Genomic DNA, 13,122 nt, shown 5'->3' with positions numbered 1-13,122 from the left:
CTTACTTGCGGCCGAACAGTTTTTCGATCTCGGAATGCCCGAGCTTCACCCAGGTCGGGCGGCCGTGGTTGCACTGACCGGAACGTGGCGTGACTTCCATTTCGCGCAGCAGCGCGTTCATCTCCGCGACCGAGAGCACCCTGCCCGCCCGGACGGAGCCGTGGCAGGCGATCGTTGCCGCGACCAGGTCAAGCTTGTCGCGGAGGCTGAGTGGGCCACCAAGCTCGGCGATTTCGGCGGCGAGGTCCGCTGCAAGCGCCTTCGCATCCGTCTTGCCGAGCGCGGCAGGCACTGCGCGGATGAGGATCGAAGTGTCCCCGAACCGCTCGATCTCGAACCCCATTTCGGCAAGCTCGGGAGCAGCGGCTTCCAACCGGTCGCAGTCAGGCTCCTCGAGTTCGACGACTTCGGGAATGAGAAGCGCCTGCCGGGCAATCGCGCCACCCTCGCGCGCGGCACGCATGCGTTCGAGGACCAGCCGTTCGTGGGCCGCATGCTGGTCGACGATGACCAGCCCGTCCTCGGCTTCGGCAACGATGTAGGTGGCGGCGACCTGTCCCCGGGCAACGCCGAGGGGGTAGCGCGGCACCGGCTCGACGGCTGGTTCGGCGCGCGCCGCCGGAGCGTGCTCGAAGAGGCGGTGCCCTTCGGCCACGGTGGCGAGGGTCGCTGATGTGGGCGCCCGACCGTATGGTTCGAAGCTGCGCGGCGCATCGGCAACACGGTTGAGAGCGGCATCGTAGCTTGCGCTGCTGGTCCACATGACCGGCGCCGCGGACTGTTCGCGGGCGGCGCTTCGCTGGCTTTCAGCGTCCAACGCCCGCCGGAGACCACCGATGATCAAACCACGGACCGCGGACGGGTCGCGGAAGCGAACTTCGGTCTTTGCCGGGTGGACGTTCACGTCGACTTCGTCGAGGGGCACGTCCAGGAACAGCGCAGCAATCGGGTGGCGGTCCCGGGCTATCAGATCGCGATAGGCGGCGCGGAGTGCTCCGACGAGCACGCGATCCTTCACGGGCCTGGAGTTGACGAACAGGAACTGCTGGTCGGCAACGCCGCGGTTGAAGGTCGGCAGGCTGATGACGCCAGTCAGGCGCAGGCCCTCGCGATCGCAGTCGATGCCGACGCCGTGGCGGTCGAGTTCATGGGCGAGAAGCTCGGCCACGCGAGCAGGCGCTTCCGCCGCCTGCAGCGTCAGGATTCGCCGGCCGTCATGCTCGAGCGTGAAGCCGACGTCGCTGCGGGCCATCGCCAGCCGCTTCACGGTGTCCAGGCAGGCGGCATATTCCGCCCGGGGGCTGCGCATGAACTTGCGCCGCGCGGGCACCTTCTCGAACAGGTGTTCGACGCGGATGCGGGTGCCGGGCGGAAGTGCTGCCGGCCCCTCGCCCGCCGGTTCGCCATGATCGATCTCGATTCGCCAGCCGTCCGCGCTTCTGACCCGGCTTTCGAGGGTCACGCGGGCGACGCTGGCAATCGAGGGCAGCGCCTCGCCGCGGAAGCCGAAGCTCGTCACCTGGTCGATGGCGTCGCCCGGCAGCTTGGACGTTGCATGCCGTTCCAACGCCAGGCGCATATCTTCCGGGCCCATGCCGCAGCCATCGTCAGAGACTTCGATTCGCTCGGTCCCGCCGCCGCTCAGCGAAACCGCGATCTGGGTCGCGCCGGCATCCAGCGCGTTCTCAATCAGTTCCTTGAGCGCACTTGCCGGCCGCTCCACGACCTCGCCGGCGGCAATGCGATTCACAAGCTCGGCGGGCAGCCTTCTTATTGACATGGTAAGGGTCTTATCCCAATCCGAGGCAGCCGGCGAAGCGCTGATTTTCCGCGAGATTCAGGCCGCATTCAATGGGACGTATTTAACGGGGTTAAGCTGCGGACGATGGCTTCCGCTGCTGCCCCGCCTTTAGCGAGAAACGGGTAGAGAATGTTCTGGACGCGCTGGTTCAAATGGATCTCCCACGACATGGCCATCGACCTCGGGACGGCCAACACGCTCGTCTACGTCCGGGGCAAGGGCATCGTCCTGAATGAGCCGTCGGTGGTGGCGATCGAGACCATCAACGGCGTCAAGAAGGTCAAGGCGGTTGGAGAAGACGCCAAGCTGATGATGGGCAAGACACCCGACCAGATCGAGGCAATCCGGCCGCTTCGTGACGGAGTCATCGCCGACATCGATGTCGCCGAGCAGATGATCAAGCACTTCATCCACAAGGTGCACGGCGGCAAGATGCGCGCCTGGCGCTTCCCGGAGATCGTGATTTGCGTGCCGTCGGGCTCGACGTCAGTCGAGCGCCGCGCGATCCGCGACGCCGCCTCCAACGCCGGCGCGAGCGCCGTGTACCTCATTGAGGAGCCAATGGCGGCAGCGATCGGCGCGGACATGCCGGTGACCGCCCCGATCGGTTCGATGGTCGTCGACATCGGCGGCGGCACGACGGAAGTCGCGGTGCTGTCGCTTCGCGGCCTCGCCTACACCACCTCCGTCCGGGTCGGCGGCGACAAGATGGACGAGGCGATCAGCTCCTACGTTCGCCGCAACCACAACCTGCTGATCGGGGAAGCCACGGCGGAGCGGATCAAGAAGGAAGTCGGCATCGCCAAGCCCCCCGTCGACGGAATCGGCAAGACGGTCCACATCAAGGGCCGCGACCTGGTGAACGGCGTCCCCAAGGAAATCTCGATCAACCAGGGCCAGATCGCCGAAGCGCTGTCCGAGCCCGTCGGAACCATCGTCGAGGGTGTGCGCATCGCCCTGGAGAACACCGCCCCCGAACTCGCCGCCGATATCTGCGACCAGGGCATCGTCCTCACCGGCGGCGGCGCGCTCCTGCAAGGCCTGGACGAAGTCCTTCGGGACGAGACCGGCCTGCCCGTCACCGTCGCCGAGGATCCGCTCACCTGCGTGGCGCTTGGTACCGGCCGGGCGCTCGAGGAAGAGCAGTTCCGCGGCGTCCTGCAAACCGCCTAGGGACGCTTGAGGGGTGGCGGCCACGCGCCCCGGCTGGTCGCGACGCGCGCAGTACGGGCTGTTCTTCAGCTTCCTGGCGCTCATCGCAGGCCTACTGTTCGGCCTGATCCTGCTTGCGCTTTCCCTGCTTGCGCCGGCAAAGTTCCAGCAGATCCGTGGGGCAGCGCTCGATGTCACCGGTCCGATCGCGTCCGGGCTGCACGAGGTCACCAGCACTGCCCAGGGACTGGTTAGCGGGGCTGGTAATTACTGGGACGCGGCAAACCAGAACGGCAAGCTCAAGCGCGACCGTACGGCGATGCTTCGCCGGATGGTCGAGGCCAAGGCCATCTTCCAGGAGAACCAGCAGCTCAAGGCCGTCCTTCACCTGCGAGAGAACGACCCGGGCACCATCGCGGTCGGCCGCGTCGTGGGTTCTTCGTTCAACAGCCCGCGCCGGTTCGCGATCTTGTCCGCCGGCACACGCGACGGCGTGCAGGTCGGAATGCCCGTGCGCGCGGCCGACGGCCTCGTCGGGCGAATCGTTGATGCAGGAGCACTGTCATCGCGGGTGCTGCTGGTATCCGACCGGTCCAACATCGTCCCCGCGCGCCTGCTGCGGAGCGGCATCCCTGTCATTTCGCAAGGCCGTGGCGACGGAGCAATTGACGTTCGACCGCTGGAAGTCGGCCGCAACCCGTTCAAGCGCGGTGACATCATCATCACGTCGGGCACCGGCGGTCTCTACCCGCCGCTGGTGCCGATCGCCCGCATCGTGAAGCTGGAGGACGACGGCGCAATTGCCTTGCCACTCGCCGATCCGGGCAGGATCAGCTTCGCGACCGTGGAGCCGCCTTACGAACCGGCGGCGGCAGGCGCGGGAGCTGCAACGGACGCGGACAGGCCCTGATGGCTCGAGCTGCGCTCACGGCGAAGCGCCGCATCGGCGTCGGCCCAAAGCCGCTCGCCGGTTACGTGCCGGCGATCACGGTGGTGCTGGCCTCCTTGCTTGCAGCGCTGCCGGTCGTCTCGACGAGTGGCTGGTACCCAGACTTCGGCTTCCTGGCCCTGATCAGCTGGCGGCTGCTTCGTTCGGACCCGTGGCCCGGCTGGTGGGCCGCTCCGCTCGGTCTCGTCAACGACCTGTTCACCGGCTTTCCAGTAGGTTTCTCAGTGACTTTGTGGAGCGCAACCATGCTTGCGCTGGATTTGGTCGACCGCCGCACGATGTGGCGCGACTATTGGATCGAGTGGGGGCTCGCAGCGGTGTTGCTGGCGGCAGACGAGTGGCTTCAATGGCGAATCGCGGCGCTGGGCGGGGCGCGGGTGCCCTTCTGGGCGGTCGTTCCACCCCTCGTCATCTCGACCTGCGTCTTCCCGCTTAGCGCCTATCTCGTGTCGCGGGCCGATCGTTGGAGGCTCGGGCGATGAACGGCGGCAAGCGGATCACTCCGGTCCACCAGTCCCTGACCTTCTCGCGGCGGATGCTGCTGCTGGGCGGCGCGCAGGCAGCGGTCGGCGGGTTGCTGATCGGCCGGATGGGCTGGCTGTCCGTCGCGGAGAACCAGAAATACCAGCTTCTCAGCGAGAGCAACCGCGTACAGCTGATCCCGGTGCCGCCGCGCCGGGGGTGGATCGTCGATCGCAATGGCAAGCCGATCGCCATCAATCGCTCGAGCTTCCGCGTCGACATCATTCCGCAGCAGCTGGTCAACGGGCCGAGGGTTGTCGCCCGGGTCGCCGAGCTGCTGCAGCTGCCGCCGGACGAAATCGAGCGGATCAGCCGCGAACTGAAGGATTCGCGCGGCTTCCAGCCGGTCTCGGTCGCCGACAACATTCCCTACGAGCAATATGCCGCGATCACCGTTCGGCTGCCGGAGTTGGCCGGTGTATCGGCATCGCGCGGCTTTACCCGCTACTATCCCGGCGGTTCGACCGTCGGGCAGCTCGTTGGCTACGTCGGCGCCGCGTCTGCCAACGAGTATGAGAAAGAGAACAAGAACCCGCTGCTGCTGATCCCGGGCGTGAAGATCGGCAAGGCCGGGCTGGAGAAGGCCCTCGAGCAGACGCTTCGCGGCGAACCCGGCGGTCAGCGCGTCGAGGTGACTGCACGGGGCAAACTGGTCAAGGAGCTGGACCCCAAGCCGGACCGCAGCGGCGGCACCGTCCAGCTGACCATCGATTGCGACCTGCACCAATATGTCGCACGCCGGATCGGCGACCAGTCCTGCTCCGTAGTGGTGCTCGACGTCACCAACGGCGACATCCTGGCGATGCCGTCGATGCCGTCATTCGACCCAAACCAGTTCTCCGACGGGATCAGCCAGGCGGAGTGGAAGATGCTGTCGGGGGACGACCACCTTCCGCTCGTCGATAAAGCGCTTCAGAGCCTCTATCCATCCGGTTCGACGATCAAGCCGTCGATGGCCATGGCGCTCCTGAACGCCGGGGTCGACCGCAATCACCACGTCCTTTGCACCGGCTCCTATCCACTCGGAAACCACGTATTCCACTGTGACCAGGTCCACGGCGCCGTCGACATGGACAAGGCGGTGGTGAAGAGCTGCGACATCTATTTCTACGAGATGTGCCGCCGCGTCGGCGCCGAGAAGCTCGCGCCGATGGTGCGTTCGATGGGCTTCGGCGAGGAGTTCGACCTGCCGTTCGACCAGCGCTACGGCACCATTCCCGACCCGCAGTGGCTGATGCGCAAGTATCACCGCGAGTGGCAGACCTACGACACCATCAACATGTCGATCGGCCAGGGCTATGTCCTCATCAACCCGCTTCAGCTCGCGGTCATGGCGAGCCGTCTAGCGACGGGCAAACGGGTGATGCCGCGCCTGCTGAAGAACAAGCCGATTGTCCCGCAGACGCAGCTCGCGGTCGACGCAGACCACCTGAATTTCATCCGCAAGGCGATGGCGGGGGTGGTCGATCACGGCACCGCCGCGGCGGCCAAGTTGCCGCTCGATGGCATCCACATGGCCGGCAAGACCGGAACCGCCCAGACCCACAATCTCAGCGCAGGCGAGCGTGGCAATTACACGGCATCGCAGTGGAGGCTGCGCGACCACTCGCTGTTCATGGCCTTCGCTCCGTACGACAACCCGCGCTACGCGGCCGCGGCGATTGTCGAGCATGGCGGCTTCGGCGCGGCAGTGGCGGCGCCGCTGATCCGCGACACCATCACCTTCCTCTACGACAAGGAAAAGGCGCTCGCGGCGCTCGACACCTTCGAGCAAAGCATTGGCGGCCCATTGAACGAGCGCCTAGCCCGCAAGACCGCGGCGTGGCGCTCCGCCAACGGACTACCGCCGCTACCCGCTGCCCAGGCATGATCACGTCGGAGATCATCCCGCGGCCGCTGGCGCGGCTGCCGTGGCGACTTATCTTCATGGTCGGGACCATCGCCGGCTTCGGGCTGCTCGTCCTTTATTCGGCGGCCGGCGGCTCGATGCAGCCGTGGGCGATCAAGCAGGCCGTTATTTTTCTGTTCTTCCTCGGCGTCGCAATCTCCATGTCGTGGCTGAGCGAGGCGACGATCAAGGCACTGACGTTCCCGCTGTACGGTGCCACCCTGCTCATGCTCTTCGGGGTCGAGGCACTCGGCCTCGTCAGCAAGGGCGCGCAACGCTGGCTCGACCTCGGCTTCATTCGCCTGCAGCCGTCCGAGTTCATGAAGCCGGCCATCGTCCTGACGCTGGCCCGCTTCTACGAGCTGGTGCCGGCCGGTGAGATCCGCCGGTGGCGGGCGATCTGGCCGGCAATGCTGCTGCTTGGAGTGCCGGCGTTCCTGATCCTGGTGCAGCCGGACCTTGGCACCTGCATCATGGTCGGGCTGTGCGGCGTGACGGTGATGTTCCTTGCCGGCCTGCCGCTCTGGATCTTCGTCGGCCCACTGGCGGTCGCGGGCATCGCGGCGCCAATCGTTTACGGCCTGATGCACGGCTATCAGCGCAAGCGGATCGACGTGTTCCTCGATCCCGAAAGCGACCCGCTCGGCGCCGGCTACCACATCGCGCAGTCCAAGATCGCGATCGGATCGGGAGGAATCTGGGGCAAGGGCTTCCTCCAGGGCAGCCAAAGCCACCTCGACTACCTTCCCGAAGGTCACACCGACTTCGTCTTTGCGACTATGGCGGAGGAGTGGGGCCTGGTCGGCGGCGTGCTGCTGATCCTGGCCTTCGCGATGGTGATCCGCTGGGGCATGAAGGTCAGCGCCAACTCACGCACGCGCTTCGGCCAGCTTGCCGCCGCCGGCCTTTCCGCGACCATCTTCTTCTACGTTTCCATCAATTTGATGATGGTGATGGGCCTGGCGCCGGTCGTCGGCGTGCCCCTGCCCCTGGTCAGCTTCGGCGGGTCTGCGGTGATGACCGTGATGCTCTGCCTCGGCCTGTTGATGTCGCTTGAAAGGCAGCAGCGGAGCGTGTCGACGATCGGCTAGCAGGTTGAAGCGCAAGCGGTTGCGCACCACCTGTGCCCATGCTACCGGCGCGCCGCTCCGAGCAGAAATCGCCGCCGGAACATCCGCCTCACGGCAGTGGACGCATAGCTCAGTTGGTAGAGCAGCTGACTCTTAATCAGCGGGTCCTAGGTTCGAGCCCTAGTGCGTCCACCACTTTTCGCCTTGATAACTCTGCAGTTTTTTAGACGAGTGGTGGGTGCCGAGCACAGAGATAGCCGTCCCTGGGTAACAATCTGGGTAACAGCTGCAAAATGCAGTCGTTGTATATCCGGTGACAAGTGAACCAACCTTCCCCGATGAAGGGCCGCTGTTGGCGGTTGCTGACGGCCTGTTTCGGTCGACCTTACGTGCAAAGGGGTCCTTCGTTTAAGGCACGATGCGGCTCGGACCCACAAGGCGACATTCACGGCACCTTGGCGGCTTTTAAGTTTCACTGTTCCTACCTGCAGTGCGCTATTTGGTGGCAAACCGGGCCGTCGTCGGCCATCTCGCTCCGGCCCGCAGGGCAGTTGACCAGGAAGCGTTAGGCAGGTCGGCGAAAGGAACAATCGGAGCGCGACGATGGAAGAGGCTGCGGTCGCGAACCTCGACGACATCCACAGGGCCACCGGCTCAGACTACTGCTACCACTATAGTGAGCTTCCGCGCCAGGCGAGCCTCGAGCAGATCCGAAACTACTGCGCGGACCGGCGGCAGATGTTCGCCCCGATCGCGAAGGCCTTCGACGCAGCCGCCAACAGCCGCTGGGTGCTGAGGCACTACCTCGCCATCAAGTTTGCAACCGCCGCCAACATGCTGGCCGGATCGTCGGTCTACGCGCGCGATCACAACCTGATGCTCGCCGTGCCGTACTTCAACTACTACGCCGTGCTGAACGCGTGCCGGGCGTTCCTGCTAACCTCCCCACCGGTCGAGTGGAATGGCCGCGACACTGTCGAGATGACGCACGCGAAAATTCTCAACCTCACCGGCGACTACATGCGGGCGCTCGATCCGACGCGGCGCAATGAATCGAACGCACAGTTGGAGCGGCTGCGCGGGCACCGCGAACTGTTCTCCTACCGCTTCCCGCTGTCCGGACGCGGACTAACGGGCGGCGAAGCCTTCGACTGCGAGGCTGCCATCTCGCTCGGCCGGCTGATCGCGGAGCTGGCATCACTTAACAGCGAGTGCCTCGACGCTTCGCTGCGCAAGCATGCGTCGATGGAGCTGCCGGTTGGCAAGATCTCTGACCACGAGTGGGCATCGGCGTACGAGCTCTCCGGCGTTTCGCTGCCCGATACCGACGACCAGTACCGGTTCGACAAGTATGTGCGCGGTTGGCGGACGGTCTCCCCTCTCGAGGTCATGACGTCCGATGGCTTGATCGAGGACATTTACGGCAACTGGAAAGATCCCGACGATCGGCCAGGCATGTTCGACCCGGACGAGAGCCACAACATAATTTTGGCGCTCTGACGAGTGGCGGACCTGACTGCGCGCAACTTGCAGCGACGTTGACCGGCCTCTTGTCTCACCGGAATGCTAGCCATTCGACAGTTGACCGGTTCCGCGCCGGAAGCAAGATCATAGCCTTTAGCTCGCGGAACTAGAACGCGGGTCTCCGAACGTGCCGTTACCTCAGATCAGCAACGCGTTTCGCGCCGACCCACGGCTTAGATGAAAAAAGAAGTCGGCGAGAGACTAGGCGGGTCGGAATGCACCGGCCGTCTGTGGCCAGGCATTAGGTGACGTTGAGCAAACCCTGCCGCATATGCTGCGATGACAGCCAGACTTGAAGATCAGTAAGCGTCCGCCGCCGCAGCATCAGGATCGGCGACCATTTTTTCACCTCTTGCATCCCGAACGATACGGCAAAGTGCGAATCGAGCACGAGGTGAACCACACCACCCTGCTGACCCGCGCAGTCGAGCCACAGCGGTCCGTACGATCGCAGGAAATCGGCCTGCGCTCGTAGTCCACCCGCGTGCGCCTCCGAAGCGAAACAGCCCACGACGAAGCGGGGCATGGTCCATTTGCCTTGAGCATAGTCGCAGGCAGGAGTCGCCTCCACGAGTACGAGAGGACCACCCTTGGAAGCGGAGGCGAATATGTCCTTTCGTAGGACCGTCTCGTCGAAGCCCATTGCGGTGAGGGCATCGTGAACCGGATCGCCCTTCGCCCCAACGAGATAGATGCTGCCAGGACGCACCGGGTTGCCACTCGCCAGCACGGACCAATGGAGCATCGCATTCAAACGGGCGGCCTGAGCCGCAGCGAATACCAAGCTTTTCGGCTTCTGAGGTTCGGCGATCAGCGCTGCAATCTTCTTGCGCTTTCGCCCGGGATCGGACTCTGGCGTACCGTTGGAGTAAATGAAGTCGACGGCATCCCATAGGATGCCGCTCAGCCGCTCGATGAAAGCAGCGACTCCGCTCTTTTCCTTCCGATAGTCGGCATTTTCTTTGATCGCCTTGCGCTGCTCAGCCGCCGTGTCGAAGATGAGCTTGGCAGATCCCTCGACCAATTGGGCGTTCGGAACCCTATGATGTTCGAGGCGATCGAGCAAAAGTGGCTCCAAGCCACTGCAAAGGTCATCCAGCAACTTCTCCTGCGTGTGCCCTTGCTGACCTGTCGATGCCCGGGCGAGGGCTGCCAGTACATGCGAAGCTGCCGCGTTCCACGCCAGTCGCTTGTCACCGGTGCCGCGGCCGACGTCGATGATGTCGGCGATTGCAGAGGTGGTGCGGCTGGCAGCGCCGTGAACCGCCTCCTCCCACGACCAGAACAGATCGAGCGGCCGGCTGGCCGCCAGTTGCTCCTCGATGGCACTCTTGAAAGCATCGGCCGCCGCATCGGCCCAGTCTTGAGTGACTTCCGGGAAATCTGATTTGTCGAGGCGATGGACGATTCCGGGCGCACATTGTGGAAAGGTCTGAGGGAAGCGCTGCCGGAATTCCTCATAGGTTTCGTCGGATCCGGTCCACACAATCACCATCAGCGGGTTGGCATCGCCGTGCAGGATCTGCTGGAGAAATCCGAGCGTACCGGCTGCCGTCTCCTCTGCACTGGTGCCGGTGCCAAGGTTTAGGTCCATGTCGACAATTGCCAAGCGGATCCCGTGGAGCGGCGCAGGAGGATTGTCCTCCACTCTGCCGCTCAAATAGACCGACCCTATGCCGAGACGCGTAAGCGCCCGAATGACGGGTTCCACCTCTTCGTAATGATCGTCGACCACAATCGCGCGGGCAGTCGAAAGCATGTCAGGCCTTTTCGCTGAACTGAAGTGCGACGACGGCACCATCCCGGAGCTCAAAGGGCAGACGAACGTCCCCCCTGTCGGGAAAGACAAGCCCCCCTCCGTGCGCTCGCATGATCTCGTCGGCTAGGTGAAGTCCTAGACCCATCCCTTCAGGTCGCCGGGTCGCGAACGCCTGAGTCAGGAACTCGGGCGGATCCTGGAACCCTGGCCCATTGTCCGCAACCACCAGCGCGGGCCCGCCAGCCAGATCGGTGGTGGTCCCCAGATAGATCGCTTTGCTGACGGCACCCTTGTTCTCAAGCCAGTAGATGGAATTGTCGACGAGGTTCATCAGCGTGGCGATTATCAACCGGCGCGAGCAGACGATGGAGAAGTCCTCGTCACCAGCCTCGATGCCGTTAATCATCTCGATGCGGTGCGCCCGCGCGCGATAGCCTGTGTTGAACAGCGCTTGGCGAATGAGCAGGCTGGCAGCCTCCTTCCGGCGCCCGGACTTGCGGGTGAGATAGGTCAGACCCTCAATGAGCTCAGAAAGATGCTCCGCGAGCGGCACCAGTTCGTCGACGCGAGTGCCCCGCCGGACGGCAGTGACGATCTGACCGATGCCCTTTTCGACCTCGTGGATGACCGTCGACACCGTCAGCCCCGAGCTCGCCGCGACCATCAGCGTGTCGCGGACGCTACGAAACTCGCGCTCGATCGCATCCAGCAACCGATTGAGATCGGTGACACCCCGTCGGGCGAGCTCATCGCGCAGCTCACCCATGCGCTCGATCACCGGTTCGCGCGCCGATGCCGCGCTGTATTCGCGCCTGATCCTGACCTTATCCTGATTGCGTTCCGATTCGATCTGGGTGAGCGCGAACAGCACAATGTCGCGAAAGAGGTCGTACCGTTCGTCCTCGACAAAACCCTCGCGGTTGGTCTTTTCGACGAGACCTCGGCTGTCCTCGCCCCTCAGATGCACTGCGCCGATGATCTGGTTGTTGCTGAGGCGCTGGGTCGGCGTGTTCACGCGGCGCGTGCCGAGCTCGAGCCAGTCGTTGCCGGGCTCGCCATAGTCGAATACGCGGATCTGGTCGCGAAAGACGCGCACCCCCCCATTGTTGCGCAGGAACTCACGAAGGCCTTTGCGGTCGGACACAGCGAAGCGAAGAACTTGGGGATCGAGGTCGAACAGACGCAGATCGACGTCGAAGTTGCCAATCCCCGCTAGGGAACCGGCGCCGTTCGTCGCCAGCAGGCCTCTTATCGAGAGCTCGACGCCATCTCGCCTGCGCCCCTCCACGCGGGTCATCCCGGCCGGGGGCTCGAACTCGTAGTCATATTCCAGGCGGTCTCCTCGCACGCGGCAGCTTCCGCGATAGGGAGCGAAATCGAGCACCGACTCCAGACTGAGAAGATCGGCCACCCACTCGGCGTGAGGCTGGACGCTGAAGGTCACATTGAAGTCGCTTGGTCCCTGGAACGGCGACGAGATGGCAGTGACGGCGCGATGGACCTGCCGCACCATGCCGCGAGTCCACGGCTCGCCGAGGATCGTCACCTCGATCCGCGTTCCGGTGGCGTCGCCGGTGAAATCGATCGGCGTGCGCGTCGAGACCGCGACGGGGGTCTCGTCGAGATAATGGTCGCCCTGAAACTTGCGCCAGTCGAGGTCCACGACAACCTCAGGCCTGTCGCGAAAGCGCGTGACGAGTTTTACGTGGAGGCCAAGCTTGTGTGCGGCGAAGCGACCGATGCCCTTCTCACCAAGAGGCAGCCGATGAAACCGCGGGCTGCGGATCCCCGCGTTCTTCTCCTTCTCGCGATGATCTGTGCCCGGCTCAAGCCAGACACGGGTAACCGTCTCCCAAGTCATTCCCGAACCGTTATCTTCGACGATAACGGACCCGGAATCGGGGTCGTCGATGCCCTGCATGGTGACCGACACGTGGGTGGCGTCGGCGTCGTAGGCGTTCTTGACCAATTCGAAGACAGCAATGCCGGGATCTCGAATGAGCTGGTCGCCAAGGAGCAACAGCATCCTGGCTCGTGGCCGGAAGCGCAGCAGTTCGGTATGATCCTGGGCCGTCACGCCAAGCCTTCCCCTCTCACACGATCCCCGTTCAGCCGGGCTTCGCCGAGATCATGCATTTCCACAAGCTTTGCGAGAGGGGCGTGCGCTGCAGCACCTCCTCCGCCTTCGTCACTGGAGTAGAGATGGAGCGCTCCGGCTACTTCAAGTCCACACCGACGTCTTCGCGCAGCTTCATCCAGAACTGGTCGACAGGTTTGCGATCGACTATGAGGAGCGCGCACTGGGGCGTCCAATGTCCTCCACAGCAAGGATCGATACCGGACCACCTTTTTGACGCCGAGTTGAAGCTGGTTATTCCGACCGCGCGCCGTGCAGCTAGTCACCTCGACAATCCGAATTAGCTTTCGAGCGCCCAAGCAAAGTCCGAAGGGCCAGAA

Annotated in this window: 9 protein-coding genes and 1 tRNA gene; 7 read left to right on the top strand and 3 right to left on the bottom strand. The window is 64.1% G+C overall.

All coding sequences use genetic code 11. From position 1 onward, the window contains the following. Position 1: 1 nt before the first annotated feature. The gene (gene mutL, locus ACUXST_RS02680; RefSeq protein ID WP_458388399.1) at positions 2 to 1,780 is read right to left on the bottom strand and encodes a DNA mismatch repair endonuclease MutL; all 1,779 of its coding nucleotides are present in this window, start codon (positions 1,778 to 1,780) and stop codon (positions 2 to 4) included. Positions 1,781 to 1,930: 150 nt separating this feature from the next. Here mutL and ACUXST_RS02675 point away from each other — a divergent pair, with 150 nt between their 5' ends. From ACUXST_RS02675 to ACUXST_RS02645, 7 genes are all read left to right on the top strand, one after another. Then, positions 1,931 to 2,974: a rod shape-determining protein gene (locus ACUXST_RS02675; RefSeq protein ID WP_458388398.1), complete on the top strand. Its 1,044-nt coding sequence runs from the start codon at positions 1,931 to 1,933 to the stop codon at positions 2,972 to 2,974. A gap of 13 nt (positions 2,975 to 2,987) precedes the next feature. Further along, positions 2,988 to 3,863 carry a rod shape-determining protein MreC gene (gene mreC, locus ACUXST_RS02670; RefSeq protein WP_458388397.1) on the top strand — a complete coding sequence of 292 codons (876 nt, stop codon included), beginning with the start codon at positions 2,988 to 2,990 and terminating at the stop codon, positions 3,861 to 3,863. Next, a complete protein-coding gene (locus tag ACUXST_RS02665; RefSeq protein WP_458388396.1) occupies positions 3,863 to 4,384 on the top strand; it encodes a rod shape-determining protein MreD in 522 nt (173 codons plus the stop codon). The genes mreC and ACUXST_RS02665 overlap by 1 nt, the downstream gene beginning before the upstream one ends. After that, positions 4,381 to 6,294: a penicillin-binding protein 2 gene (gene mrdA, locus ACUXST_RS02660; protein ID WP_458388395.1), complete on the top strand. Its 1,914-nt coding sequence runs from the start codon at positions 4,381 to 4,383 to the stop codon at positions 6,292 to 6,294. The genes ACUXST_RS02665 and mrdA overlap by 4 nt, the downstream gene beginning before the upstream one ends. Beyond that, positions 6,291 to 7,403, top strand: coding sequence for a rod shape-determining protein RodA (gene rodA / locus ACUXST_RS02655; RefSeq protein ID WP_458388394.1), 1,113 nt, complete (start codon positions 6,291 to 6,293; stop codon positions 7,401 to 7,403). Before mrdA ends, rodA begins: the two co-directional genes overlap by 4 nt. A 98-nt stretch (positions 7,404 to 7,501) precedes the next feature. After that, positions 7,502 to 7,577, top strand: a tRNA-Lys gene (locus ACUXST_RS02650). 408 nt (positions 7,578 to 7,985) lie between these two features. Further along, complete coding sequence (locus ACUXST_RS02645) at positions 7,986 to 8,882, top strand: hypothetical protein (protein WP_458388393.1); 897 nt, start codon at positions 7,986 to 7,988, stop codon at positions 8,880 to 8,882. A 265-nt stretch (positions 8,883 to 9,147) separates the two neighbouring features. On the opposite strand, the gene ACUXST_RS02640 is transcribed toward ACUXST_RS02645, so the two are convergent. Further along, positions 9,148 to 10,641, bottom strand: coding sequence for a hypothetical protein (locus tag ACUXST_RS02640; RefSeq protein ID WP_458388392.1), 1,494 nt, complete (start codon positions 10,639 to 10,641; stop codon positions 9,148 to 9,150). A gap of 25 nt (positions 10,642 to 10,666) precedes the next feature. After that, complete coding sequence (locus tag ACUXST_RS02635) at positions 10,667 to 12,742, bottom strand: ATP-binding protein (RefSeq protein ID WP_458388391.1); 2,076 nt, start codon at positions 12,740 to 12,742, stop codon at positions 10,667 to 10,669. Positions 12,743 to 13,122 lie beyond the last annotated feature (380 nt).

The organism is Sphingomonas sp. F9_3S_D5_B_2, assembly GCF_054263715.1.
The sequence above is the reverse complement of the archived record's forward strand: the minus strand, read 5'-3'. Positions and strand labels throughout refer to the sequence as shown.